This is a genomic window from Cohnella fermenti (genome assembly GCF_004801405.1).
In the GTDB taxonomy this organism is placed as follows: Bacteria; Bacillota; Bacilli; order Paenibacillales; family Paenibacillaceae; genus Cohnella; species Cohnella fermenti.
Map to the genome: position 1 here is coordinate 25,988 of NZ_SSOB01000015.1, position 25,450 is coordinate 51,437.

The 25,450-nt window shown below is 60.2% G+C and carries 21 protein-coding genes; 15 read left to right on the top strand and 6 right to left on the bottom strand.

The features are described from left to right. Nucleotides 1-20 precede the first annotated feature (20 nt). Nucleotides 21-1,184 (top strand): D-alanine--D-alanine ligase, encoded by a 1,164-nt coding sequence (locus tag E6C55_RS13410; RefSeq protein WP_136370308.1) that lies wholly within the window; start codon nt 21-23, stop codon nt 1,182-1,184. A gap of 520 nt (nt 1,185-1,704) precedes the next feature. On the opposite strand, the gene E6C55_RS13415 is transcribed toward E6C55_RS13410, so the two are convergent. Beyond that, nucleotides 1,705-2,343 (bottom strand): hypothetical protein, encoded by a 639-nt coding sequence (locus tag E6C55_RS13415; protein WP_136370309.1) that lies wholly within the window; start codon nt 2,341-2,343, stop codon nt 1,705-1,707. A gap of 443 nt (nt 2,344-2,786) precedes the next feature. Between E6C55_RS13415 and E6C55_RS13420 the strand changes: the two genes are divergently transcribed. The 8 genes from E6C55_RS13420 to E6C55_RS13455 all read left to right on the top strand — a co-directional run bounded on the left by E6C55_RS13420 (nt 2,787) and on the right by E6C55_RS13455 (nt 12,530). After that, on the top strand, nt 2,787-3,110 hold the full coding sequence (locus tag E6C55_RS13420; protein ID WP_136370310.1) for a hypothetical protein: 324 nt from the start codon (nt 2,787-2,789) through the stop codon (nt 3,108-3,110). Nucleotides 3,111-3,179: 69 nt separating this feature from the next. Further along, nucleotides 3,180-4,187 (top strand): UV DNA damage repair endonuclease UvsE, encoded by a 1,008-nt coding sequence (gene uvsE, locus E6C55_RS13425; RefSeq protein WP_136370311.1) that lies wholly within the window; start codon nt 3,180-3,182, stop codon nt 4,185-4,187. Between the two features lie 549 nt (nt 4,188-4,736). Further along, nucleotides 4,737-5,564 carry a sulfite exporter TauE/SafE family protein gene (locus E6C55_RS13430; RefSeq protein WP_136370312.1) on the top strand — a complete coding sequence of 276 codons (828 nt, stop codon included), beginning with the start codon at nt 4,737-4,739 and terminating at the stop codon, nt 5,562-5,564. A gap of 150 nt (nt 5,565-5,714) precedes the next feature. After that, nucleotides 5,715-6,551 carry an inositol monophosphatase family protein gene (locus tag E6C55_RS13435; RefSeq protein WP_136370313.1) on the top strand — a complete coding sequence of 279 codons (837 nt, stop codon included), beginning with the start codon at nt 5,715-5,717 and terminating at the stop codon, nt 6,549-6,551. 64 nt (nt 6,552-6,615) lie between these two features. After that, a complete protein-coding gene (locus E6C55_RS13440; protein ID WP_136370314.1) occupies nt 6,616-6,867 on the top strand; it encodes a hypothetical protein in 252 nt (83 codons plus the stop codon). A gap of 216 nt (nt 6,868-7,083) precedes the next feature. Next, nucleotides 7,084-8,892: a sensor histidine kinase gene (locus E6C55_RS13445; RefSeq protein ID WP_136370315.1), complete on the top strand. Its 1,809-nt coding sequence runs from the start codon at nt 7,084-7,086 to the stop codon at nt 8,890-8,892. Continuing rightward, a complete protein-coding gene (locus tag E6C55_RS13450; RefSeq protein WP_136370316.1) occupies nt 8,889-10,520 on the top strand; it encodes a response regulator in 1,632 nt (543 codons plus the stop codon). The genes E6C55_RS13445 and E6C55_RS13450 overlap by 4 nt, the downstream gene beginning before the upstream one ends. Before the next feature lie 267 nt (nt 10,521-10,787). Next, complete coding sequence (locus tag E6C55_RS13455) at nt 10,788-12,530, top strand: type 2 periplasmic-binding domain-containing protein (RefSeq protein ID WP_136370317.1); 1,743 nt, start codon at nt 10,788-10,790, stop codon at nt 12,528-12,530. 202 nt (nt 12,531-12,732) lie between these two features. Here the strand turns inward: E6C55_RS13455 and E6C55_RS13460 are convergent, their stop codons facing one another. Both E6C55_RS13460 and E6C55_RS13465 read right to left on the bottom strand, forming a co-directional pair. After that, nucleotides 12,733-14,388 carry a sensor histidine kinase gene (locus E6C55_RS13460; protein WP_168735626.1) on the bottom strand — a complete coding sequence of 552 codons (1,656 nt, stop codon included), beginning with the start codon at nt 14,386-14,388 and terminating at the stop codon, nt 12,733-12,735. Continuing rightward, nucleotides 14,385-15,077: a response regulator transcription factor gene (locus tag E6C55_RS13465; RefSeq protein ID WP_136370319.1), complete on the bottom strand. Its 693-nt coding sequence runs from the start codon at nt 15,075-15,077 to the stop codon at nt 14,385-14,387. Before E6C55_RS13465 ends, E6C55_RS13460 begins: the two co-directional genes overlap by 4 nt. Nucleotides 15,078-15,247: 170 nt before the next feature. On the opposite strand from E6C55_RS13465, the gene E6C55_RS13470 reads away from it, so the two are divergent. The 4 genes from E6C55_RS13470 to E6C55_RS13485 all read left to right on the top strand — a co-directional run bounded on the left by E6C55_RS13470 (nt 15,248) and on the right by E6C55_RS13485 (nt 19,693). Further along, on the top strand, nt 15,248-16,123 hold the full coding sequence (locus tag E6C55_RS13470) for a carbohydrate ABC transporter permease (RefSeq protein ID WP_230986675.1): 876 nt from the start codon (nt 15,248-15,250) through the stop codon (nt 16,121-16,123). Next, nucleotides 16,120-17,013 (top strand): carbohydrate ABC transporter permease, encoded by an 894-nt coding sequence (locus tag E6C55_RS13475; RefSeq protein ID WP_136370320.1) that lies wholly within the window; start codon nt 16,120-16,122, stop codon nt 17,011-17,013. The genes E6C55_RS13470 and E6C55_RS13475 overlap by 4 nt, the downstream gene beginning before the upstream one ends. A 174-nt stretch (nt 17,014-17,187) precedes the next feature. Further along, nucleotides 17,188-18,159, top strand: coding sequence for an efflux RND transporter periplasmic adaptor subunit (locus E6C55_RS13480; RefSeq protein WP_168735627.1), 972 nt, complete (start codon nt 17,188-17,190; stop codon nt 18,157-18,159). A gap of 100 nt (nt 18,160-18,259) precedes the next feature. Then, nucleotides 18,260-19,693: an ABC transporter substrate-binding protein gene (locus E6C55_RS13485; RefSeq protein WP_168735628.1), complete on the top strand. Its 1,434-nt coding sequence runs from the start codon at nt 18,260-18,262 to the stop codon at nt 19,691-19,693. Between the two features lie 88 nt (nt 19,694-19,781). On the opposite strand, the gene sigJ is transcribed toward E6C55_RS13485, so the two are convergent. Then, nucleotides 19,782-20,654 carry an RNA polymerase sigma factor SigJ gene (sigJ, locus tag E6C55_RS13490; protein ID WP_136370405.1) on the bottom strand — a complete coding sequence of 291 codons (873 nt, stop codon included), beginning with the start codon at nt 20,652-20,654 and terminating at the stop codon, nt 19,782-19,784. Between the two features lie 58 nt (nt 20,655-20,712). Then, nucleotides 20,713-21,921, bottom strand: coding sequence for an NAD(P)/FAD-dependent oxidoreductase (locus tag E6C55_RS13495; RefSeq protein ID WP_136370323.1), 1,209 nt, complete (start codon nt 21,919-21,921; stop codon nt 20,713-20,715). A 643-nt stretch (nt 21,922-22,564) separates the two neighbouring features. Here E6C55_RS13495 and E6C55_RS13500 point away from each other — a divergent pair. After that, on the top strand, nt 22,565-23,491 hold the full coding sequence (locus E6C55_RS13500; RefSeq protein ID WP_136370324.1) for an Rpn family recombination-promoting nuclease/putative transposase: 927 nt from the start codon (nt 22,565-22,567) through the stop codon (nt 23,489-23,491). Nucleotides 23,492-23,614: 123 nt separating this feature from the next. On the opposite strand, the gene E6C55_RS13505 is transcribed toward E6C55_RS13500, so the two are convergent. Continuing rightward, a complete protein-coding gene (locus tag E6C55_RS13505) occupies nt 23,615-24,433 on the bottom strand; it encodes an AraC family transcriptional regulator (RefSeq protein ID WP_136370325.1) in 819 nt (272 codons plus the stop codon). Between the two features lie 145 nt (nt 24,434-24,578). On the opposite strand from E6C55_RS13505, the gene E6C55_RS13510 reads away from it, so the two are divergent. Then, nucleotides 24,579-25,319 (top strand): phytanoyl-CoA dioxygenase family protein, encoded by a 741-nt coding sequence (locus E6C55_RS13510; RefSeq protein ID WP_136370326.1) that lies wholly within the window; start codon nt 24,579-24,581, stop codon nt 25,317-25,319. The last annotated feature ends 131 nt before the right edge of the window (nt 25,320-25,450 follow it).

Sequence of the window (25,450 nt, forward strand, 5' to 3'; positions counted from 1 at the left end):
GATAAGGCCGGAGGACAACCATGGCACATAAAGTACGCGTCGGTCTCGTATACGGCGGGCGCTCGGGAGAACACGAAGTATCGCTTCAAACCGCGCTGGCGGTGCTTAAGTCGTTCGATTACGACAAGTACGAACTTATTCCTTATTATATTACGAAGACGGGCCAATGGCGTTCGGGTCCGTTGCTTCAGGCTCCTCCTTCGGCGGTTAGCGAGCTTCAGTTCCCGGCTGCTTCGGCGGCATCGGCGGACGGTTCGGGTGCGGGCGGCAGTTCGCTTGTTGTGACGGGCTCTTCGCTCGCCCCTCTGCTGCAAGGGATGTCCGACCGGGTGCTGAGTGCGGAAGGAGCGGCGGCGGGCGACCGCGCCATCGACGTCATGTTCCCTCTCCTGCACGGCACGTTCGGGGAAGACGGGACGATTCAGGGCTTGTTCGAGATGGCGGGGCTTCCCTACGTCGGAGCGGGCGTGCTCGCCTCTGCGGTCGGCATGGATAAGGCAGCCATGAAGACTATGTTCGCCCAGGCGGGCCTGCCGCAGGTCGGCTACCGCTACTTCACGCGGTTCCAATGGAACAAGGACCGGGAGGGAGAGCTGGCGGGCATCGAGGAGTTGCTCGGCTACCCGTGCTTCGTCAAGCCGGCGAACCTCGGCTCGAGCGTCGGCGTGTCCAAGGCGCGCAATCGGGAGGAACTGATCGCGGCGGTGCAGGAAGCGCTGCGGTACGACCGCAAGGTGATCATCGAGGAGTTCGTCGACGCGCGCGAGATCGAGGTCAGCGTGCTCGGCAACGACGACCCGCGGGCATCGGTTCCCGGCGAGATCGTGAGCTCGAACGAGTTCTACGACTACAAGGCCAAGTACATCGACGGCAAGTCGGTCATGGTCATCCCGGCGGAGATTCCGCCGGAGACGGCGCAGACGATCCGCGAGCTGGCGGTTCGCGCGTTCCTCGCAATTGATGGGAGCGGGCTTTGCCGCGCGGACTTTTTCCTTCGGCGCAGTGACGGCGCGCTCTTCATCAACGAGGTCAACACGCTGCCCGGCTTCACGCCGTTCAGCATGTACCCGCTCATGTGGAAGGAGACGGGCCTTCCGTATGCAGAGCTGCTCGACACGCTGATCCGGCTCGCCATCGAGCGCTTCGAGGAGAAGCAAGCGATCGACTACGGCGGCGGAGAGTAGCGCCCGGTCCGGATGCTGATCTGGCGTCGAGAGCATGAGAAGCAAGAGAATCAAGCGGCAGCGGGGCGTTGGTCCTTGTTGCCGCTTTTTTGGGGTGGTTAGTTGGTTAGTTGGGTAGCGAGGTGCCTGATCGGGCGTGCGGGTGCGTGAGGGACTGAGGATGCGCGATAATGCGGGGGATGCGTGGGAAGGGAGTGTGGGGTGGTGCATGACGAGCTTAGTAATGCTAGTAATGCTTAGTAATGCTTAATGATGCGTAAATGATACGAAATGGATCTTAGGCGTGGTGGCTCAGGTCGCTGCCCCGGTCGCCCGCCGATGTACGGTACACCGTACCACACATTCGCTCGCTGCCCCGGTTGCCCGCCTATGTACGGTACACCGTACCACACATTCGCTCGCTGCCTCGGTTGTCCGCTGATGTACGGTACACCGTACCACACATTCGCTCGCTGCCTCGGTTGTCCGCCGATGTACGGTCCACCGTACCACACATTCACTCGCTGCCCCGGTCGCCCGCCTATGTACGGTACACCGTACCACACATTCGCTCGCTGCTCCGGTCGCCCGCCGATGTATGGTGCTCCATACCACACATTCGCTCGCTGCCTCGGTCGCCCGCCGATGTATGGTGCTCCATACCACACATTCGCTCGCTGCCTCGGTCGCCCGCCGATGTACGGTACACCGTACCACACATTCGCTCGCTGCCCCGGTCGCCCGCTGATGTACGGTACACCGTACCACACATTCGCTCGCTGCCCCGGTCGCCCGCCGATGTACGGTACACCGTACCACACATTCGCTCGCTGCCCCGGTCGCCCGCCGATGTATGGTGCTCCATACCACACATTCGCTCGCTGCCTCGGTCGCCCGCCGATGTACGGTACACCGTACCACACATTCGCTCGCTGCCCCGGTTGTCCGCCGATGTACGGTACACCGTACCACACATTCGCTCGCTGCCTCGGTTGTCCGCTGATGTACGGTACACCGTACCACACATTCGCTCGCTGCCTCGGTCGCCCGCCGATGTACGGTACACCGTACCACACATTCGCTCGCTGCCCCGGTCGCCCGCCGATGTACGGTACACCGTACCACACATTCGCTCGCTGCCTCGGTTGTCCGCCGATGTATGGTGCTCCGTACCACACATTCGCTCGCTGCCCCGGTTGCCCGCCTATGTACGGTGCGGGTTCGGAGCAACGAATTCGTAATTTCGCATAAGAGCGCCAACGGAGCGGCTCAAACGGCCCACCCCTATGGCCAAATGAATGCGAAATTTCACATAAAAAGTGGCGCAAGGTGGTCGAATTGGGACAATGAATATGAAAAATCACATTCATTCGACCGAAATTCGTTTAACCGGAGCCATGTATGTGAAATTTCACATAAAATCGTGTAAATGGGCCGCGATTCGAGGGTGCGAATGTGAAATTTAGCATAAAATTGGCGCGGCGACCGCTGAATTCGCTCGCTGCACGGGGCAGACCTTACAATATGAGCAGATACGGTTACGAGCGGCCTGCCCTTCCCATCCCTCTGCCGCCTCGTATATAATAGCAACAAACCAGAAGCCGAACGGAGGGAACGAATAGTATGGGATTCCAGACCGAATTCAATAGCGTGTGCAAGTTTAAGTCCGAGCAGGAGCTGTACGAGCTTCTCGAATACGGCCGGGGGAAAATGGTAAAGAAAAGCTTCCGCGTCTTCCCGACGGGCCAGAAGGTTATCGCGTATACGCCGGACAACCAGGCGGTGGCCATCGTCAAGATTCTCGCTTCGATCGCGGAGATCAACTTCCAGGGGGAAGAAGTGACCCAGGTGGAGATGGAGCTGGTTCGCCGCTTGACGGAGGAAGAAGCCCGCGTTCAGACCGCGCTTGCGCACGAGATGTTCTTCGGCGAGCAGGAGAACGGATGAGTTCCGCGAATCGGGGCAGACTCTAGGCAACAAGTTCCTGCCTGCGGAGGCGTAACCGGGAGGTTGCTTATGCTCGTACGATTCGGTTTTGTCGCGATGTCCACCCAGCTTGAGAACGCATCCCCGTCCCGGACGATGACGATGGCGAACTTCGCCAAACTCGACGACCGCGAGGCGGGGCTTCGTCGTTTGGAGCTTCTGGCCGAGGAGAACTTGCGCAACACGCTCCGGCTGCTGAAGCATTGCAAGTACATGGACGTGAAGGTGTACCGGCTCACCTCGAAGCTGATTCCGCTCGCGACGCACGAAGCGCTGGCCGATTGGTCGCCCTACGAGCCGCTGGCACCCGCGTTCGCGGAGGTCGGGCGGTTCGCCAAGGAGAACGGCATGAGGCTGAGCTTCCACCCCGACCACTTTACCGTGCTGAGCACGCCTCGCGAGGAAGTGCTGGAGAAGTCGGTGCGCGATCTCGAGCACCACGTGCGCCAGCTTGAGCTGATGGGGCTGGACGATCGCGCCCTATGCAACATTCATGTCGGAGGAAGCTACGGGGATAAGCCGTCGGCGGGGCAGCGATTCCTGCGCAACTTCGCTTCGATGCCGGAGCGGCTTCGTCGCCGGATTACGCTGGAGAACGACGACAAGACGTTCAACGCAGCGGAGACGCTGGAGATCAGCGAGGAGGCCGGCGCGCCGATGGTGCTCGACATTCACCATCATCAGGTGAACAATGCGGGCGAGCCTCCCGAGTCGTTATGGCCGCGAATCTGCCGGACGTGGCGCCGCTTCAGCCCGGAAGAGGCGGGCGAGCATTCGCTTCCGCCCAAGATCCATGTCTCCAGCCCGAAGAGCGCGACCGACCCGAGAAGCCATGCCGACTATGTGGACCTGCAGCCGCTGCTGAGCTTCCTGACAGCCATCGCGAACGACACGCCGGCGCTCGATGTTATGATCGAGGCGAAGAAGAAGGATGGAGCGCTCCTTAAGCTGATGGACGATCTTCGCGAGGTGCAGCGCTCCGGCGGCCCGGTTCGCGTATTGGACGGAGGAAGCGTCGAGATTGCGCCGCTCTCTTGACTTAAGTCAAGGAGCGGAACTCCCCTCTCGTTGCTCGGAGCCTGGCTAAACTTGCTCCCAACGTGCTCCCAACGTGCTCCCAACGTGCTCCAACGTGCTCCAACGTGCTCCAACGTGCTCCCAACGTGCTCCCAACGTACTCCCACCGTACTCCCACCGTACTCCCAACGTGCTCCCAACGTGCTCCCAACGTACTCCCACCGTACTCCCACCGTACTCCCAACGTGCTCCCAACGTGCTCCCAACGTGCTCTCAACATACTCTCCAATTTGCTCTCAACGTGATCTCAGCTTATTCCCAACTGGCTCTCAACCTACTCCGGCTCCCTCCGGCTCCCTCTGGCTCCCTCCAGCTTGCTCCGGGTTGCTCCCACACTCCCGTCCAAAATAGGGCAAGACGGTGTATCTTCGCATTTCCGGGAAGCAATCCCCCTCCTAATCTGGTACAATTGGAAGCGTAAACGTTATTGCGCCATCCATCATTATATAAATACCGTTATGCACCAATCCAATAAGGTTATGGACGATAAAGAAGGAACGTGATGAGAAGTTGGCTTGGCTGGCATTGTTGCTTATCGGGGCCGCCGCGGCTATATTCGGGAGCCTCGTCGGCTTCGGCGGCGGGATCATCATTGTGCCGTGTCTGCTGCTGCTTGGGCCGAGCTTGTTCGGCGCGGATATCTCCTCGCAGGTAGCGGTCGGAACTTCGCTCGCCGTGCTGATCTTCACCGCGCTGTCGTCGACGTGGACGTACAAGAAGCAGGGCAAGGTGGACGTGCGCACCGGCTGGCTGTTCTTCGCGACAAGCGGCATCGCTTCCATGGCGGGAGCCCAGGCGACGAATCATATCCCGGAAGCTCCGTTCCAGCTTGCCTTCGGGCTGTTCATGCTCGTGATGTTCGGGCTGATGCTCGCCAAGGAGCGGCTGAAGCCGATCGACAGGGAATGGTCGATCCGCCGGACGTTCACGGACGGGGCTGGCCATACGTACGAGTATGGCTACAGCTTGCCGGTTGCACTGATCGTCGGAGCCGGGGTCGGACTGGCCTCCGGGCTGTTCGGAATCGGCGGAGGTTCGCTCTTCGTGCCGATCATGGTGCTGCTGTTCCGCTTCCCTCCACACGTGGCGACAGCGACGTCAATGTTCGTCATCCTGCTCTCGTCGGTGCTTGGAAGCGGTGTCCATCTGTGGAACGGCAATATCGACGGCTGGCTGTTCCTGGCGCTTCTGCCCGGAGCCCTGATCGGCGGAAGGGTCGGGGCGGCAATCGCCTCGCGGATGACGGGCAAGCAGCTTATGCTGCTGCTTCGGGCGACGCTGCTCGTTATGGCGATCTATCTGATCGTCGAAGGAATTGTTAAACTATCGAACCGCTAGATTCGCCGGAACATTGGAAGCCGCCTCACGTAGAATAAGAGGAAGGCTTGGCATATTGGCAAGGATACGCTATCGGTCGACTTGGAACTTATTCGCCGGAATCGTTCCGTACGGATTCACGATAATAACAAGCGGAAAGAAGGATGGAACATGGAGGACAGGGACACGGTAATCGGCAGCAAAAGCTTCACCGCCGTCGCGGTCAACTGCGCTTCGAAGGCGGGCGAGTGGATCAAGAGCCGCATCGGGCGGTTCGCGGAACCGGATCTGAAGTATTCGATGCACGACCTCGTCACCGAAGTGGACAAGGGCTCGGAGCGGCTGATCCGCAATCTGATCGGAACGCACTTCCCGACGCATTCGTTCCTGGGGGAAGAAGGCGTCGAGCCGGGGCCGGAGGCGTCCGCACTGGCGCTGGAGCGAGTGAGCGACGCGGAGTATTTGTGGATCGTCGATCCGATCGACGGCACGACGAATTACGTTCACGGCTTCCCGTTCTTCTCGGTGTCGATTGCGCTGGCATACCGGGGACAGGTCATCGTCGGAGTCGTCTACGATCCGTCGCGAGACGAGCTGTTCGTCGCGGAGAGGGGCAAGGGAGCGTACGTGCACGGCAAGCGGATGAGCGTGTCCGAGGAAGGCGCGCTGCGCCAGAGTCTTGTTGCGACGGGGCTGCCGGCGGACCATGAGGATGCGCTTCCGAGGAATCTGCGGCAGATTCAGGCGCTTGCTCCGCAGGTGCGCAACCTGAGAATCGCCGGTTCGGCGGCTCTGCACATGGCATACGTCGCGGCCGGCCGGCTGAGCGGCTTCTGGGAGGTCGGTCTGAACTCCTGGGATCTGGCGGCGGGTTCGCTGCTGGTCGAGGAAGCGGGCGGCGTCGTCGGCGACCAGGCGGGCGGATCGTACCATCTCGGCGTCCGCGACGTGCTCGCGAGCAACGGGCACATTCAAGAGGAGCTTCGCGAGGCGCTCGCTCGCAGCTAAGGCCGATCCGGTCGCATGATCGATCCGGGATTGGCTTATCCTAGTCGTCAAGGAGGCGGAACGAATGGACACTGAGAAGACGAAGGACGGTCGCGAAGAGGAACGCGCGGCCTCGGAGGCGGAGCTGGAGCTGGCGCGCCGCTTGACGGAAGGCGACATGGAAGCTCGCGATGCGGAGGAGGAAGCGGTGGAGAAGCTGCCTCCGAAGTGGGAGGTTCGCATTCAGTCGGAGCGGGACCCGGTCGCCGAGGAGACGGCGCTCTATCGGAAGATGGCCAAGGAAGTCGACGGCCGCTACGGAGAGCAAGAGGAGTAGGGTGCGGGCGGGATGGCCGGAGAAGCGAATGCGGCTGCCGACCTTCCGGAAGATTGCCATAAGTGCGTAAATCTTGCGATTTTCCCACTGGTACCGGGCCCTAATCTCTACTACAATGAAGGTTGACGACAGGCCAAGGAGTCGTTCTCTGCGCGAGGACGGCTCCTTTGTTGTCTCTGGCATTCCGGCCGTGCGGCCGATACGGGAGGGGTTACCTTGCCCAGAATCAATCTGTTCCGGAAGATCGCCATCATCTTGATTGCCATGCTGATTCCGATCGCCGCTCTCTACTATTTATCCAACCGGACCAGCACGGAGGTGCTTCGGGACGAGCTCGATAGGTCGAATACGAGCAAATTGGATTTTTTCCAATCTCAGGTGAATGCGAACATCGACTCCATCTCCTACTGGCCGAACCTGCTCATCCACGACCCGGACATCTCGGAGCTGCGCGATTCGCCTGCGCCGATCGGTCCTTATCTGGACTTGGAAGCGATTACGCTCGTGAAGCGAATTCAGCAGAAGCTCAGTACGCAGCAGAGTTCCATCAATTGGAAAAGCTCGCTCTACATCTACTCCCCCAAGCTGGAGAGGGTCGTGACGGACAACGATGCGGTGCGGTACGACGATGCGGAGTTGAAGCGGCGGATGAAGATGGGCTGGCAGGTGAAGCCTTCCGGTTCCGGAATCGAGGGCGAGTACGAATTCTCTCTGCTCACGACCTCCCCCTTCAGTGCGTTCAATAATCCGGACAAGGCGAACCTTATCATCGAGGTCCGCTTCGACAGCAAAAACATCGTCGGCATGCTGGACAACTTCAAGAGCGACAGCCGCCGCGACCCGTTCTTCTACAAGGAGGGCGTCGGCCTGATCTACAACAGCTCGGCGGACCGGACGCTGGCCAAGGAATTGGTGGCGATGCTCGAGCGGAAGAGCCTGATGCACGCCAGCAACCAGACGCTCTCGCTCGAAGGCAAGAAGTACCTCGTCAACACGATGTGGTCGGACACGACGCAGTGGTACTTGATCGACTATATCCCTTACTCCGATGTCGTCGGGCCGATCGTGAAGTCGAACGTCCTGTTCTATTGCGCTGTCGCGTCGCTCCTCGTCATGGGCTGCGTGCTCGCCTACCTGCTCTATGCGCAGGTGCAGATTCCGATGAAGAAGCTCGTTCAAAGCTTCCAGCGGTTGAAGCAGGAGGACTATTCCGTGCGGCTGGTGCCGAAGGGCAACGGGGAATTCAGCTATGTTTTCATGCGGTTCAATTCGATGGTGGAGCAGATTCAAGAGCTGTTCGACAAGGTCTATATGGAGAAAATCCACGTGAGAGAGGCGAAGCTCAAGCAACTGCAATCCCAGATCAATCCGCACTTCTTCTATAACTGCTTCTCGTTCATCTCGAGCATGGCGAAGCTGGAGAACTACAAGGCGATCGTCGCGATGTCGCAGAACCTGTCGAGCTATTATCGCTATACGACCCGGCAGGAGCGCGACTTCGTGAAGCTGTCGGAGGAGCTCGACTTCGTCACGAGTTATCTTGAGATTCAGCGTCTGAGAATGAGCCGGCTGACCTTCGAGGTCGAGCTGCCTTCATGGCTTCGCCATCTGGAGATTCCGCCGCTGCTCGTGCAGCCGCTCGTCGAGAATGCGGTGAAGCATGGGGTCGAGGAGAAGGCGGGGGAGGCCGCGATTCGGCTGACCGTTGCCGAGGAAGGCGGCTTCGTGCGCATTCGGGTCACGGACAACGGCAAGGGGATGACGGAGCCGGCGCTGCGCTCGCTGCGGGAGAAGCTGCAGCGTCCGATGGACGAGAGCATGGGCTGCGGGCTGTGGAACGTCAACCAGCGGCTGCTGCTTCGCTACGGCGAAGAGGCCGGCATGACGATTGCGAGCTCGGAGCCCGGAGGCCTTGAGGTGGCATTGTTCTGGCCGGCGAAGCCTCAGGTAGGCATGGGGGGAACGGCGGGAATGGCGGGGAGGTCAGGCGCGCTGGGAGCTGCGGAGATGGAGGGGACGGCATGATCGAGGTTCTGCTTGTGGACGACGAGTCGTACGTTACCGAGAGCCTGAAGAAGACGATTCCGTGGGATTCGCTGAACGTCAGCGGCGTTCATACTGCGTCCTCCGCGGCGGAGGCGATAGGCATCCTGGAGTCGCAGGCGGTGGACATTCTGGTCACCGACATTCGGATGCCGGAGATGGACGGCCTCGAGCTGTCGCGCGCGGTGGCGGAGCGCTGGCCGCATGTGCGGCGGATGCTGCTGACCGGCCATTCCGACTTCGAGTACGCCAAGAAGGCGATCCAGCTTCAGGTTGCGGCATACATTCTCAAGCCGGTCGACGACGAGGAGTTCATGAAGAGCCTGATGGCGGAGATCGATTCGCTTCAGGACGAATGGGAGCAGGCGGACCGCTATCATAAGCTGCTCTACGATCGGAAGTCGGACGAGGCCGTCCTGAAGGAGCGGCTGATGGGCGACCTGCTGCTCGGCCGCGCGATGTCGCGCGGGGTTCTCGAGGGCAAGCTGCGCCAATACGACATTCCGTTCTCCCCGGACGCGCCCGCTCTGATGATGCTCGTTCGCCTCGGCGGACGGTTCGACGAATACGACAAGCAGTCGCTGTCGCTGATGGAGTACGCGGTCGGCAATATCGCCCAGGAGGTGATGGGAGACGCCTATCGGGTCTGGTTCGGCAAGGCGCCGCACGATTGCCTCGTGCTGCTCGTCGCGATGAACCCGAACGGCCCGCTCGGCAGCGCGCCGCGCCCGCTTCGGGAGGAGATGGGGAGGCTGGCCTCCGAGGTAGGCCGGCAGGTGCGGACTTATCTGAAGGGGGAGCTCTCGGGCGTCCTGTCTCCCTGGTTCGAGTTCCCGGAGGGCCTGTCCGCTGCGTATCGCGGCGCGCTCGGAACCTTGTTCCGGCACGGGGGGACGGGGGCCCGGACTCAGGTGCTTTTCCAGGAGGATTATCCGCTCGAGAGGGCGTCGGTTCGTTCGATCGAGGCGCTTTACCGGCCGCCGACGCTCATTCATCTGCTCGAATCGAAGCAGTGGCAGGGAACCGGCGACAAGATCGGGGAGGTGTTCGGCTTCCTTGAGCTTGAGAAGGCTTCGGTGACCCGGGAGCACCTGTACGAGGTGTACTTAAGCATCGCCAACGCCTACTTGTACCTCGCGCACCGCCAAGGGGTGCTCGCGGAGGAGATTCATGCGGAGGGCTTCGACACGCTTGTCGACCAGAGCCTCATCCATTCCCCGGAGCGGCTTCGCCGGTGGGCGCTTACGCTGCTCGAGAAGCTGAAGCTCCGGCTGTCCGACACGGACCAATATGCTCGCGGGCACCTCATCAAGCAGGTCCAGGAGTTCGTGACGCGGGACATCGGGATGGACACCTCGGTGAAGACGATCGCGGAGAAAGTCTACCTGCACCCGGTCTACCTGTCCAAGGTATACAAGAACGAGACGGGCGAGAGTCTCGGGGACTATATCATCCGGATTCGGATGGAGAAGGCGCTCTATCTCCTGAAGCATACGAACAAGAAGATCTACGAGATCACGACAGAGCTTGGCTATCAGAACCCGCAATACTTCAGCAAAATGTTCAAGAAGCAATACGGCATGACCCCCAACGAGTACCGGGACGGGTAGGGGGATGTCTGGCGCGAACGGGGAGGACAGGGACGAACAGGGGCGAGCTTCTTTAATGACTTGCGCCGCTGACCCGCCGCTGTGTCCTGCTGCTTCGTCCTGCCGCTTCATTCCGACGCTTCGCCCAGTTTCGCCGCTCCGCAGCACAACAAGGCGGTTGCATTAGTTAGCAAAGGTGCAGAAATCTTCTATTAATGTCATAGGTTCCCGGAGGGGGCGCCCCTATAATTATCCATAGGAAGCCAAACCTAGATTAGGGGGATACACATGAAAGCGACCGCACCCAAAACCTTGCTCACGGCAACGGCCGTCCTGCTGGCCGCCGCAGGACTCTCGGCTTGCTCGGGCAACAACAATAACGGCGGCAACGCGAGCCCGTCCAGCTCCGCGGGCTCTTCCTCTTCCGTCGCCAGCCCTGCCGCTTCCGAATCGGCGCCTGCCGCCTCGGAGAGCCCTTACAAGGACAAATACGATCCTCCCGTAACTCTTACGACGGTATGGGGCGTCGATCCCGCTCTGAAGTTCAAGAATGGCGAGAGCATCGAGAACAACGTCGCGACGAAGTGGGCGCTTGATACGCTTGGCATCAAGATCGACTCGCTCTGGTCGGTGACGGACTCGAACAACGCGTTCGTCACGAAGGTCCGCCTCGCGATGTCGTCCAATCAGAAGCTGCCCGATGTCATTACGATCGGCAGCGGCGGGGACTACGATCAGCTCGCGCAGGACCTGATCGATACCGGCGCATTCCGCGAGGTCGGCTCGCTGTTCGACGAGTATGCGAACGACAAGTGGAAGGCTGCGATGGAACTCGACCCGAACGTATGGAACCCTTACGTTCGCGACGGCAAGAAGATGGGCATTCCGGTGCTCGACTACGCTTACAACCACGACTATTTGCTCTGGATTCGCCAGGACTGGCTCGATAAGCTCGGCCTGGAAGGGCCGAAGACGATGGACGATCTCGAGAAGATCATGGACGCGTTCAAGAACCGGAACCCGGACGGCCTCTCGCCGGATAAGGTGACGCCGCTGTCGATCGGGTTCAAGACAACGATGAACACTTGGATGGGCGATCCGTCTTGGGTATTCGGCGCCTACGGCACAATTCCGGGTCAGTGGAACGTCGGAGCCGACGGCAATCTGGAGTGGGGCTCGATCAACTCCGGCGCGAAGCAGGCGCTTGAGAAGCTTAAGGACTGGCGCGACAAGGGCTACATTCCAAGCGAAGCGGCGCTGTGGGACGAGAACAAGACGGCGGAGCCGGCGGTCGCGGGCACGGCGGGCATCATTCCGGGACCGTACTGGATGAGCGGCTGGCCGCTGCTGGACACCGCGAAGAACGTTCCGACCGCAGTGTGGAAGCCTTACGCGATCCCGACCGGACCGGACGGCAAGGCAGGGCGCCACGGCACGAACTTCACAAGCGGCGTCACGCTCATCAACAAGGACTTCAAGTATCCGGAAGCGCTGTTCACGTACCAGAACTACCTGTTCGACAACCTGGCCGATCCGGCCGCAGGAAGCCAGTGGGATGTCGGCGTATTCAAGGGCTACGACTACGACCTTGATGCGAACGGCAACGCGCTGTACATCGACCAGATTCCGGGCGGCGAAGTGAACATCAACCGCTACTGGCTCGTGAAGGACGGCGCCCGCATTCCGGACGCGCAGATGAAGGCGCTGCTTAACCTGGCTGACGGCAAGGAAGCAACGACTCGCCTGGAGAAGGAAGTCAAGAACAACTACGGGCCGGAGACGCCGGCCGCCGCGAAGGTACTGCTGTCGCAGCCGGACATCTCGTTCACCGACATGTTCACGGGGCCGGCAACGCCGACCATGCAGTCCAAGCAGGATTACCTGAAGAAGATCGAGCTGGAGACGTTTAACCAGATCATCTACGGCAAGAAGGACTCCTCTGCGTTCGACAAGTTCGTCTCCGACTGGAAGTCCTCCGGCGGCGACGCGATGACGCAAGAAGTGAACGAGTGGTACAAGACGACGAAGTAAGCGAAGAGGCGAGAGGCGGCATCGGGGACATAAAATCCCTGAGCCGCCTTCTTCGCGTCTTATTGGAGGAGGTTGGCAATGCAGCGGTGATGTACGGGTAAGCTGCCAACCGACCGTCGAAACGAAGCCGTCCGTACGGAGCCGGAGCTACGAATGTAGGCGAAATTTCACACAAAAAGTATCGCACGGGGGGCCGGCTGCGCTATTTGCCACTCGCGCGTGCGGCCGAGCGCAAGGTGAAGCCGAATGTGACGCCGCCCGACTCGTTGCGAACGCCGAAGCGGCTTCCGTGCAGAGTGAGAATCTGGCGGGCGATGGCGAGTCCGATGCCGGTGCCCCCGCTCTCCCGGCTGCGCGCTTTGTCGATTCGGTAGAAGTGTCCCCATATGCGCGGCAGCTCGTCCGGCGGAATCGGTTCTCCGTCATTGTACACTTCGACCAGCCATTGGTCCCCGTCCGCGGTCACAGTCAGACGGATGCTGCCGCCCTCCGGAGCGTGCCTCACCGCATTCGTGACGAGATTCGTCAGCACCTGGCCGATGCGGAGCCGATCCCCGATCGCTGCGGCCTCGCCGCCGGATCGCTCCTCGCCGGATCGTCCTGCCGGCACGTCAGCGGCGACCACGAGCGACTTCTCTTCGCCAAGCGCTTCCGCGAGACCGGCGGCTTCCCCCAGAAGCTCCGCGAGGCCGACCTTCTCCAGCTTCAGGGAATATTGGCCCGATTCGAGATGGGACAAGTCGAGCATGTCGCTGACAATGGCGGACATCCGGCGGGTCTCGTCCAGAATGACCTCGGCGTACTTCTCCCGCTTGACCCCGCTGCCGATGTTGTCCTTGAGCCCTTCCGCGTATCCTCCGATCAGGCTGAGCGGCGTCTTCAGCTCGTGGGACACGCCCGCAATGAACTGCCGCCGCATTCGCTCGAGCCGCTTCTCGCGCTCGATGTCCTCGCGGAGCTTCTCGTTGGCGGTGCGCAATTCCGCGAGGGTCGACTGCAGATTATCCGCCAGAAAATCCAGGTTGCCGGCCAGAGCGCCGATCTCGTCCTTGCGCTTCCAACGGGCGCGGGCGCTGAAGTCGAGGTCGGCAAGACGGCCGGCCAGCGTATTCAGACGAATGAGCGGCTTGGTGACGATTCGCGCGTATCCGACGGCCAGCAGCAGCACGAATACGAGAGCGGCGCCGAATACGTACAGGGACAAGTCCTTGAATACGCGGGCCGCATGGGTGACCGGCTGGAGCGAGGAGACGGCGAAGATCACCACTCCGCTGCGCTTGCCGTCGGTCGAGAGCGGGCTGATGGCGATGAGCTGCTTCGAGGAAGCGCTGGCCGAGCCCAGGGCAGTAGGCTCCATGTAGGAGATCGTCGTTCGCAGCGCCATCACATCCTGGAACGTCTTGCCGTTCCGCATCCATTCCTGCACGGATTGCAGCATGCTGTTCATCTCCGACGCGATCCCGAGGTCGGGTACGACGATCATCTCGGGATTGTTCGACACGTCGGCATGGAGCGACAACTCGTCGCGCTGCTGACCGCCGCCGCTGCCGCTCATGAGCACCCGGGTGATCTGGCCATCCTCGATCGTAATCTGGGCTATCTTCGCGAAGTAGTCGTTCTCGAACAGCGGGACAAAACGAGAGAATTGCCGGTCGCTATCGACATTGCCTTCGTCGACGGAGCCGTACGTCTTGGCGATCTGCTTGAGCCTGTCCACAATATCGGTCTTCTGGCGCTGCTCGTAGAAGGAGGAGAAGGTGCCTCCGAGCACGACAAGCAACAGGCCGACGAACAGGAGGAAGACGAGGAAGGTGACCGCGAACAGCCGGAACGCAATCGAACGATGCCAGGGAATCATGGCGTCACCTTGAACCGGTAGCCGTTGCCCCGCAGCGTAGCGATCCATTCCGCACGGGAGCCGAGCTTCCGGCGCAGCCGGCGAACGTAGCTGTCGACGGTCCGCTCGTCGCCGTCGTAATCGAAGCCCCATACATGCTCAAGAAGCCGGTCTCTGCTGAGCACGATGTTCCGGTGGCTGACGAAGTACAGGAGCAGATCGAATTCCTTGGGCGTAAGCGCCAGCGATTCCCCGTCAAGCGACGCCTCCCGGCTGATCGCGTCGATGCGGACGGCGCCGAGGTCGATCTGCTTCCCTTCGGCTTCCGCGCGCTCCAGCTTGGCCGATTCGTAACGCCGAAGCAGGGCCTTGACTTTGGCCGCCAGCACCTTGGGACTGAACGGCTTGGTCATGTAATCGTCGGCTCCGAGATCGTAGCCGAGCAGCTCGTCCTCTTCTTCGCTCTTGGCCGTCAGGAACAGGATCGGAACGTCCGACAGCTTGCGAATCTCCTCGCAGACGTCGTAGCCGTCCAGCCCCGGCATCAGAATGTCGAGAACGACCAGATCGGGAGCAGCTTCCCGGAAGAGCGCAACCGCGTCGTCTCCGTTGGCCGCTTCGATCCAGGCGAGCCCTTCGGCTTCCAGGTAATCGGCAACCAGCTCCCGCAGCTTCCGTTCGTCCTCTACAATAAGCACCGTGCTCTTCAACGGCTTTTTCCCCCTTCAATTCCTTCGCGTACTCCCTATGCCCGAACACTTCTTGTTAGCCTCATTGTAACGGTCGGATCGCGCTTCTGTCACGCCGGGCGCTGTCACACGCTTGTCACATTGCCGGTCTATGATGATTGTCGTCCGCAACTTGGAGAGGAGGAGGACGCTTGCCAAGATATCGCGCCCCAATCGCACGGGAGGCCGTCGCCGTGCTGGCGTTCCTGGGGCCAAGCCTTGCCGGCTTCTTGCTATTCTACTTGATTCCGTTCGGAGCGACCGTCTACTATTCCTTGTTGGACACGCCGATCCAGGGTCGATTCGTCGGGCTGGACAACTATCGGTTGCTCTGGGCCAGCGCTTCGTTCCGCAAGGCGTTCGTCAATTCCCTCGCATTCGCTGCCGTCAGCGTACCGGCGCTGTTCGCCTCATCGCTTGGCCTGGCGCTGTTGCTGAACAGGGCGATGCCGCTGCGCAGATTGTTCCGGACGATGTTCCTGCTGCCGCTCGTTGTTCCCGCGGCGTCGATCGCGCTTGTCTGGCAGGCGCTGTTCCACTGGAACGGCGCGATCAATGCCGCCGCTGCGAGCTGGGGGACGGAGCCGACGGACTGGATGAACACCCGCTGGGCGTTCGCGGTTATGACGGTCGTGTATATCTGGAAAAACATCGGCTACAACCTGGTGCTCTTCCTGGCCGGGCTCGGGAATATTCCCGCGGAGCAGCTCGAGGCGGCATCCATCGACGGAGCCGGACCGTGGCGGAGATTCCGGTCGATCGTCTGGCCGGGGCTGGCGCCGGTGTCCTTCTTCGCCGTCGTTATGTCGGTCGTGGGGTCCTTTAAGATTTTCCGGGAGACGTACATGGTTGCGGGGGCTTATCCGAACGATTCGATCTACACGCTTCAGCACTTCATGAACAATCAGTTTCAGAGCCTGGACTACCCGAAGCTGACGTCGGCCGCGGTGCTGCTCGCTCTTGTGATCGGCTTGGCCGTGGCGGGGTTGTTCCGGGCGGAAAGCCGGGCAAGGGAGGCTTCGGAATGAGGAGGTTCGCAACCGGGCGCCTCGTCGTCGCCGTCAAGCTGCCGCTGCTTGTCCTGCTGGCCGCCGTCTCGTTGTTCCCGGTCGTTCTGACCGTGACGAACGCCTTCATGTCGGAGAGGGAGATCGCTCATCACTTCGGAGCGCTGGCCGGCAGCTCGTCCGGCGGGGAGGAAGCCGCGGCGATGCCGACGGAGCGGGTATCGATCCGCTTCGTGCCGGAGCGGGCAACGCTGCGGCCGTTCGGCGACTTGCTTATCTACCAGTCGAAGTTCCTGAATCTGTTCTGGAACTCCGTTCGTCTGACGCTGCCGATTCTGATCGGCCAGACGGCGATCGGGACGCTGGCCGCCTACGCGTTCGCCAAGCTGAGGCTGCCGGGCAGGGACAGGCTATTCTTCCTCTACCTGCTCACGATGATGATGCCGTTCCAGGTCACGCTTGTTCCCAATTACATCGTGGCCGACAAGCTCGGTCTGCTGAATTCGTACGGAGCGATCGTGTGGCCCGGCATCTTCGCGGCGTTCGGCGTATTCCTGATGCGGCAATTCGCGGCGGGCGTGCCCGATGCGTACCTGGAAGCTGCACGAATGGACGGCGCCGGCCACTTCCGGATTTTCCGCCATATTATGCTGCCGCTGCTGAAGCCGGGAATGATGGCTCTGTTGCTGCTGGCCTTCGCGGACAACTGGAACATGGTCGAGCAGCCGCTGCTGTTCCTGACCGAACCGTTCCGGCAGCCGCTGTCCGTCTATCTGGCCCGGATCACGGAAGGAGAACGCGGAGTGGCATTCGCCGCCTCCGTCCTGTACATGACGCCGATCGTGCTGCTGTTCCTGTACGGAGAGGAGTATCTGGTAGAGGGAATCCAGCGGTCCGGGATCAAGGGCTAAGCCGGCGCATTCGCCATCATTCCTGCAGGAGAGGAGGGGAGAACAATCATTCGGAGCAAAAAAGCGCTGCGATGGGCCATCGGGACGTTCGTCGGAGTTCTGCTGCTGTTCACGTTCCTGTCGAGCACGATTCAGAGCATGTCGCTGCCGAAGGTTGCGGTGGAGTCGCCGACGATGGGAAGTCTCGACCTGAGCATCTCGGAAGACGGCTATCTGCAGCCGGCCTACACGGCGCCGCTCATGCCGAAAGGGAATTGGACGGTGGCCGAGGTGCACGTCAAGAAGGGGGATCGGGTCGGTCAGGGAGATCCGCTGATCACCTTCGATCCTTCCGAGACGGAGCGGACGCTGGAGGATGCGAGAACGCGCTACAGCCAGGCGCAGCTCCAGCTTGACCAGCTCCAGGAGGCTATCAAGCCGCTGCTGCGCGAAGACGATCAGGAAGCCATCGCCAGGCAGAAGCGCGATATTGAAGTGAAGAAGCTGGACATGCTCATCGCGCAGCGCAATATCGAAGATCTGGAGAAGCAGATCCGGGATGGCACGGTGCTTCGCGCGCCGTTCGACGGCATCGTCGTTGCGCTGTCCGCGGAAGAGGGAATCCAGGTGTCCGCAGCGCAGCAGGCGGTTACGATAGCGAGCGATGCCTCGGGCTATCAAGTGGAGATTACCGCCGAGGGCGACTCCGCTTCCGCATTGGAGGTCGGAAGAGCGGTGAAGGTGAAGGTCGACGAACCGAAGGTCCGCTACCTGGAAGGGACGATCGCCAGCATTGAGGATGCACAGAGCCAAGCGTCAGGCGGCGGAGGCAACTCGGGGACGAAGACGATTACGATCGACGTGAGCGGAGCCGAGCTCAAGCCGGGCATGAAGGCGACCGTCTCCATCGACCAGGAGAGCCCGAGGCCCGGCCTTCAGATCTCGTCGGATTCGCTGCATTCCGACAGCAGCGGCACGTTCGTGTTCACCGTATCGACCAAAGAAGGACCGCTCGGCTCGACCTACTTCGCAACGAAGACCTACGTCGATGCCGGCGATGAGAACGACGGCGTCATCGTCATTCTGGACGGGCTGCTGCCCGATTCGCGAGTCGTCACGGACTCAAGCGAACCGCTCGGCGACGGCGACCGCGTCCGATTGGACTGATTGCCGCATTCCGCCATCGCCGCTCTCAACCGTTTCGACATTTCGCATTTTCATATTTTCCCATTCCTGCATTCCACATTAACGAGGAGGTATGTTTGTTATGAGAACAACGTCAATGTCTAGGAGAGGGACCGCTGCCGCGGCTTCGGCGCTGCTGCTGGCCATCACGCTTGCGGCGTGCAGCTCCGACAAGAACGAGGGTTCGGAGGAAGCCTCCCCATCGGCGGCCGCGAATTCCGATTCCGGAGGCAAGGAGGTCGTAACGGTGGCGGTGTTCACGGAGGATCGCTTCCTTGAAGATGCCGCAGCGAAGTTCGAGCAGGCGCATCCGGATATCGACATTCAGATTCAGGAGACGGTGCCGACGGATACGAGTGGGAACCAGATGATGATTATGCGAGGGCCGGGCGATGAGGGGCCGGCGCAGGAGGACATCGATAAATACGTCAACTCCATCGGGACCGCCCTCATGTCCGGCAAAGCCGCGGACTTGATCTCCGTCGGTTATCTTCCGGTCGACCGTTATCTGGACAAGGGCATGTTCGCGGATTGGAGCGAGCTTGCGGGCAAGGATTCCGCGTTCAAGACGGACGACTACTACGAGCGTGTCCTGAGAGGAATAACCGACGGCGACTTATGGTATGCGATTCCGGTCGATTATTCGATCCGCGCGCTGATCGGAGATGCGGCGGCAATCGAGCAGGCGGGCGGTGCCGACGACAAGACGTGGACATGGGAGCAGTTCATCGCTCTGTGCGCGAAGATCGCCGGAGAGACCGGAGCGGACGGGAAGAATCGACAGGCGCTGATCGGGATCGAGCCGACGGACTTGATCGGTTATTTGACGGAATCGGTATACGGGAAGCTCGTTGCCGAGGCCGGCAAAGGCTACAAGTTCGACGAAGAAGCGTTCCGGGGCTATCTGGAGCAAGTGAAGCAGCTCTACGACAGCGGTGCGGCTTCGACCGATAGAATGGGCCAGGGAGGGCCGGTGTTCGAGACGTCTACTATCTCGCAGCCGATGGAATTGGCGATGCTCCCCAATCGGCTTCAGGATGGAGAGAGCGCGGTTCTGGGCATTCCCGGGTCGGGCACGGACGAAGGCCTGGAGTTCACCTCCGATCTGGCATTCGCGCTTAACGACAAGTCGAAGGTCAAGGACGCCGCTTGGGAGTTCGTCAAGTTCCTGCTCTCCGCGGATATTCAATCGTCCCCGTCGCTGCAAGGGTTCCCCGTGCACCAGGAGGCTGCGAAGACAAGGCTGGAGCGGTTCGCCGAAGAGCTGCAGAGCGGCCGCGCCAAGATCATGATCAAGAGCGAAGGCGGCGAACCTTCTCCGGTGACGGCCATTACCGACGAGCAAATCGAGGAGGCGCTGGCACTGCTTCCTTCCGTCGGCCGTTACAATCGCAAGGACGACAAGGTGATCGGCATCGTGACGGAGGAGACGGCGGCTTACTTCTCCGGAAGCAAGTCGGCGGATGCGGTCGCGAAGGCCGTTGCGAGCCGGGTCGACACTTATTTGAACGAATAATGACAGAAGCGCCTCGGACTCTCTTCCATAAGGAAGGAGCGAGGCGCTTCCGTCTTGCTGTCTTCGCAAGCGCCGGGGCCGCTTCGCGTCAACGAAGCCCGGCTGCAATGGGAGCGAGCTTGTCAGGATTGCGAATGAAGTAGAACCGCTTCGCGAGGCCGTTCTCCGCATGCGGGAGGACAACGGTGTCGAGGCCGTCGTCCGAGCGAACAAGAACGCCGATCTGGCCGTTCACCGCCGCGAGCTCGATCCGCGATGCCGACGGATCGCGCGCAGCCTTGCCCGCAAGCCCGAGCAGGAACGCCGCTGCCCGCTCCGGCGTCTCGATCGGGCGGACGGCGGCGCTCGCCTTGCCTCCTCCGTCGGAGATAATGGCGATGTCCGGCGCGAGCAGGCGGGCGACATTCTCCGCGTTCCCGCTGGCCAGCTCCGCCAGGAACGCTTGCAGCCACGCCTCGTCCGCCTCTTCCGTGCGGACGGCTTCGTCCGGGGCGATGCCCATCCTCGCCCGGGCCCGGCTCATCAGCTTCCGACAAGCGGCCTCGCTCTTGTCCAGAAGCAGCGCGATGTCGGCGAACGGCAGGGCGAGCGCTTCGCGCAGCACGAATACGGCGCGTTCGGCGGGGGAGAGCCGTTCGAGCAGCACGAGCATCGCGTAAGACAGCAGGCTGCGCGTAATGACCGACTCGAACGCTTCGTCCTCGGAGACGAGAATCGGCTCCGGCAGCCAGGTGCCGAAGTAGCTCTCCCGCCGCTTCCTTGCCGAACGGTGCAGATCGAGGCAGCGGTTGGTCACCATTTTGCACAGGTATGCCTTCGGCTCTGCGAGCCGCTCCGGGGCGATCCCGTGCGCCTTGACGAACACATCCTGAACGACGTCCTCGGCATCGGCCGCCGAGCCGGTCAATTGATAGGCGAGCGTGAACAGCAGCCTCCGGTATTGCTCGAACAGCTCCTTCATGCCCGCTTCCGCCTCCTCGTCCCGGCAACCGTCGTTCCGGCAACCGTCTTCCCGGCCATCAACGGGAGAATTCGGCCAAGCTCCACGCATATTGCCGGAGCTTCCAGCCGAGCTTGCCCCCGATAACGATGTCGATGCCCCAGTGTCGCATCCATGCCATTCCCCTTCCCGGCCCCAGGCCGAAGCAATAAAAGTCCATAAACCGACGGTGAGAAGGAGCCGGCTTGCCTGCCAGATCGGCCGCGACAATTCGGGCGAGCCGCACCGCCTGCGCGATTCCTTCCTTGCAGGTCATCCCATCGGCGCGGCCGTCCGCCGGATCGACGATGCGGGCGCAATCCCCGATGGCATAGATCCCGTCCGCTCCCCGCACCCGGTAGCACTCGTCCACCAGCACTTGCCCGCCGCTGTCGAGCGGCAGCCCGAACCCGCGCAGGGCCGGGTTCGGCACGAGGCCGAGCGTCCAGACACACAGCCCGGCGCCGATCGTACGTCCATCCGCCAGCGTGACAGTCCCTTCCGCCTCCTTAAGCGCCTTCGCGCCGTGAAGCGTTGTCACGCCGCCGCTCGCCAGTACACGCTCCAGCTTGCGCCCGAGCACTTCCGGCCCTTCCGGGAACAGCCGCTCCCTTGCGTCAAGCAGATAGACGGCCGTCTCGCCATGGGCAATCCCGCCCGTCCGCTCCGCTTCCTTCCGCATCGCGTGGGCCAACTCGGCAGCCGTCTCCATTCCGCTGATGCCCGCTCCCGCAACTGCAACGGAGAGCAGCCGCTTCCGCTTCGCCGGATCGGCCGTCTGCGAGGCCAGCCGCAGGTTGGCCTGCCACGCTTCCCGGATGCGGTTCGCCGCATCCGGTCCGGCCAGCGCGATGCCGCCCTGCTCCGGCTCCGGCAGCCGAGCCACGCTGCCCGCGGCTACGACCAGAATATCGTAAGCGAGCGTCCGCTCGCGCCCCTCGGTGTCGGCGTAGACCAACTGGCGCTCCTTGGCGGCAATCGTCGCCACCGTCCCCTGAATGAATTCCGCGCCTTCCGGCAGCAAGCGATCCCAGCCGCAGGTGATGTCGGCCGCTTCCTCCGCTGCCGGCTTGAACAGCCATACCTTCCTCAGATGATACGGCCGCGAGTCGATCAGCGCAAGCCGCAGCCGCATCGCGCCCGCCTCTTCCTTGCGGAACGTTCGCGCCAGCTCTCTGGCGGCCTGAATGCCCGCATACCCTCCGCCGACGATCACGCAGCGAAGCTCCTTCGTTCCGAGTTCCTTCATGCCGATGGCCTCCTCGTTTTGCTAGTCGACCATAGAACGAGGGACGGGGCGAATTTGTGACATGGAGGGGGCGCGGTCGGGGGCTGCGTACGGATAAGCTGCAGGAGCATATCCAGGTTATGTGAGATTACTTTAAAGAAAAGGACTGTAAGAATCCATTCTGGAAATCTGCCAGCAGGCAAGGTGGTTTACAAAGCGCTCCCATGTTGGTATACTCACAGCAACTTAATCCATGTCGCGAAGCACGCGCAAGCCTCGATATCCCGCCAAACAGCGAGATCGAGGCAGCGCGTGTTTTTTGTCGTTCGTACTGGTATGAGATTTATGTAATAGGTGCCGTGGTGCCTCGTTCGAAATTTATGTGAAAAATCGCATTCGTGCAGCTCGATAACGGGCAGGTTGGGCGATTCTATGTGAAAATTCACATTCGTGGAGGAAATATCGGCTGGAGTTGCCGGATATATGCTAAAAATCGCATAAAATGCCTCGATTCCCGCTCGATCAAGCTGGCGAATGCGAAAAACCACATAAAATCGCAAAAGACATGGGAGCGGAGGGCGAACAGAGGGGCGAATAGCGGCGCGAATAGAAGCACGAATCTGCCGGGGACGGGACGATATGTTATAATGGGGAGGACAAATGGATGACGAACAAACCAGCCATTGAGGAAGGCAAGCCTGCGCTTGCAACGGAGAGATTGAATCCGAAGAACGACTATTTGTTTCGACGGTTATTCGGAGAAGAAGCGGGCAAACGTCTGCTGATCAGCTTGCTGAATGCGGTGCTCGGACGCAGCGGCAGCCAGCGCATTGCGGACGTGGCCATTATCGGCGAGACCCAGTTGGGCGGAGAGTGGATCGGCGACAAGGAGGTTGTTCTGGACATTCTGTGCAAGACCGACAGAGGGGACACGATCAATGTCGAGATGCAGATTCGGCGGTTTCCCGTCATGGAGAAACGCAGCCTGTACTATGCGGCGCAGATGATGGTCGGCGCGATCCATAGAGGGGAGTCTTATGCCGATCTGAAGCGTGTGATCGGCATCAATATCCTGGACCATCGTTATCTGCCACTCGTCAAGTATCACAGTACGTTTCACCTGTATGAGGACGAGGAGAAGATGTGCCTGCTGACGGATGCGCTTGAGCTGCATTACATCGAATGCCCCAAGTTCCAGGAGGTTGCCTTCCACATCGACGACCCGCTGCACCGCTGGCTGAGATTTCTGGAGCAGGACGTGACACCCGAACAATTGCAGGAATTGATGGAGGTGGATGAGATGATCAGAGAAGCGGAAGACCGCCTGAACCAGCTCGCCAGCGACGAGGTGACGCGGCGGTTGTACGAGATGAGAGAGAAGGCGCTGCACGACCGGGCCACCTGGCTGGAGGATGCGATGAACGAAGGCATGGAGCAAGGGATTAAACGGGGAATTGAGCAAGGAATTGAGCAAGGTGTCGAGCAAACCGCATTACGAATGCTAGCGCGGGGCTTTACGACTGACGACATTGCCGAAGCGACGGGGATGGACTTGCAGCGAATCGAGTCGTTGCGTCGCAGTCGGGGTTGAAGCTCGAATAATTCATTTTCATACTGCAGTTTACAAGCAGCCTTAAATAAGGAAGCGGGATCACACGGTTCCTTATTTAAGGCTGTTATCTTTAATGCTGTTAACGTTCCATCAGCAATGGGACTACCGTCGTTCGCGGGAACTTGCACGGAGACCGCGCCATGAGGACTGCCGAATTTGCGAAGCGGTCAGTCCGGTGGATTGCTTAACCAATCTGGCGAAATGATTGGAGCTCTTGAATCCGCAGCGGTCCGCGATTTCCGTAATCGCCAATCCGGTATGAATGAGCAGACTAATCGCCCGATCAAGTCTGTGGTCCCATAAGAATTGAATGGGTGTCCGCTTCTCGTGCTGCTTGAACAACCGTATGAGATGCTCGGCCGATACCCCGCAAGCCTTCGCAATGTCCCCCAGAGCGATATCTTCGGCATAATGCACCCGTACCCACTCGATGGCCCGATAGACGGCCGAATGCTTCTCTTTCTCCCAGGTGTGCCTTGACGACTCGATCGGAAATAGCTGAAGCGCCGAGAAACCTAAGCTGCGCAGAAGTGGATCGTCATCGGATAATCGGAGCTGCAGAGACAGAATCAGATCAGTCAATCGATTCATCTCCTCGCTTAAGGCAAGGACGGTCGGAAGTTCATCGAAGTAGCGGAAGGCTTCTTCGCTAAGATCACGTGGGTGAACGGCAACCCATCGGTGCCAGGTTTCTTCCGAGGAAGCGAACCGGAATGTCTCCTCGCGTCCCGGCATCAGTTTGATCATATGGCCGGAGCGGACAGTCAAGCGAAGGTCATCGATCATTATCTCCACCGTTCCGGAGTGAAGCATGACCAATTGAATGTCGTTCTGGATTCTTGGGCCGAATCGCCCGCCGGGCGGGTAGACGACCGATCCAGCCACCACCGACTCCACTTCGTGTATTGTCAAGGAGCCCATCCGACAATCTCCTCTCGCATCTCTGAGAGTCGCAAATCAATCTCAGACACATATCGATCCATTGCAGTCATTGCCGGTCGCCGGCCGACGTTATAAGCTAATTTTAGCTTATAACCTAAGAAATTCGAAAGGGGTTCGTTCAATAATGCAGACGTTTACGCTCCCGTTAACTCCGCTGACCGAGGAAGATGTCGCATTTTTTAGAGAGCAGGGGTACTTCTTGTTTAAAAAAGGAATGAGCGAGGATCTCATCGATGCCTTCAATGGCCACATCTTCGACATTCGCAATCAAGATCCTATGCCGAAGTGGGCAGCCGTCGACGAGAGCAAGAAATATTCCCTGCGCCTGTTCAACCCTCACAAGCACGACAGTTTCTCCCGGCAACTCATGAAGCACGATATTGTACGGGGGGCATTGGCGCAATTAATGGGAAGAGAAGCAGTCTGCGTTCAAAGCATGTACTTCTATAAAGAACCCGGTTCTCCGGGTCAAGCCTCGCACCAAGATTATTATTATATCAAGAACGATCCTATGACGATGATAGCGGCATGGACGGCGATGGAGCCTTCCGTTGACGAAGAGAACGGCTGCCTGTGGGTCATGCCGGGGACGCACAAGCTGGGGCTTCTGCCGCATGGCGTCGTCAAGAACGTAGAAGAACACGAGTCGTGGACGGAAGAAACCGAAGGTCTGGACACGAGCAAGCAGATTCCGGTCGTGATGGAGAAAGGCGATATTCTGTTCTTTAGCGAGCTGCTTATTCATTCCTCTAACAAAAACAGAAGCAAGGATCGCTGGCGCCGTTCCTACGTTTGTCACTATATTCGCGAAGATTCGAACGTCTTGCATCGGGAAGACTTGAGAACAAAGTATCCGCTCTATTGATCTTGTTCGAAGAAAGAATGGCGACGCCAGGAGGCTCCCCTCTCCTTGCGCCGCCATTTGCGTTGTTTGGGCCCATCCGCTGCAGAAATTAAAGAATCCATTGGATATTTTAAAGAAAACGGGAAGTTGTC

Bases quoted from the DNA above. Each gene is read 5' to 3' on its own strand.
- E6C55_RS13410 (WP_136370308.1), top strand. From the start codon at position 21: ATGGCACATAAAGTACGCGTCGGTCTCGTATACGGCGGGCGCTCGGGA.
- sigJ (WP_136370405.1), bottom strand. From the start codon at position 20,654: ATGAAGGAGCTGTTCGAGCAATACCGGAGGCTGCTGTTCACGCTCGCC.
- E6C55_RS13485 (WP_168735628.1), top strand. From the start codon at position 18,260: ATGAGAACAACGTCAATGTCTAGGAGAGGGACCGCTGCCGCGGCTTCG.
- E6C55_RS13475 (WP_136370320.1), top strand. From the start codon at position 16,120: ATGAGGAGGTTCGCAACCGGGCGCCTCGTCGTCGCCGTCAAGCTGCCG.
- uvsE (WP_136370311.1), top strand. From the start codon at position 3,180: ATGCTCGTACGATTCGGTTTTGTCGCGATGTCCACCCAGCTTGAGAAC.
- E6C55_RS13480 (WP_168735627.1), top strand. From the start codon at position 17,188: ATGGGAAGTCTCGACCTGAGCATCTCGGAAGACGGCTATCTGCAGCCG.
- E6C55_RS13420 (WP_136370310.1), top strand. From the start codon at position 2,787: ATGGGATTCCAGACCGAATTCAATAGCGTGTGCAAGTTTAAGTCCGAG.
- E6C55_RS13495 (WP_136370323.1), bottom strand. From the start codon at position 21,921: ATGAAGGAACTCGGAACGAAGGAGCTTCGCTGCGTGATCGTCGGCGGA.
- E6C55_RS13435 (WP_136370313.1), top strand. From the start codon at position 5,715: ATGGAGGACAGGGACACGGTAATCGGCAGCAAAAGCTTCACCGCCGTC.
- E6C55_RS13510 (WP_136370326.1), top strand. From the start codon at position 24,579: ATGCAGACGTTTACGCTCCCGTTAACTCCGCTGACCGAGGAAGATGTC.
- E6C55_RS13500 (WP_136370324.1), top strand. From the start codon at position 22,565: ATGACGAACAAACCAGCCATTGAGGAAGGCAAGCCTGCGCTTGCAACG.
- E6C55_RS13450 (WP_136370316.1), top strand. From the start codon at position 8,889: ATGATCGAGGTTCTGCTTGTGGACGACGAGTCGTACGTTACCGAGAGC.
- E6C55_RS13455 (WP_136370317.1), top strand. From the start codon at position 10,788: ATGAAAGCGACCGCACCCAAAACCTTGCTCACGGCAACGGCCGTCCTG.
- E6C55_RS13440 (WP_136370314.1), top strand. From the start codon at position 6,616: ATGGACACTGAGAAGACGAAGGACGGTCGCGAAGAGGAACGCGCGGCC.
- E6C55_RS13460 (WP_168735626.1), bottom strand. From the start codon at position 14,388: ATGATTCCCTGGCATCGTTCGATTGCGTTCCGGCTGTTCGCGGTCACC.
- E6C55_RS13415 (WP_136370309.1), bottom strand. From the start codon at position 2,343: ATGTGTGGTACGGAGCACCATACATCGGCGGACAACCGAGGCAGCGAG.
- E6C55_RS13505 (WP_136370325.1), bottom strand. From the start codon at position 24,433: ATGGGCTCCTTGACAATACACGAAGTGGAGTCGGTGGTGGCTGGATCG.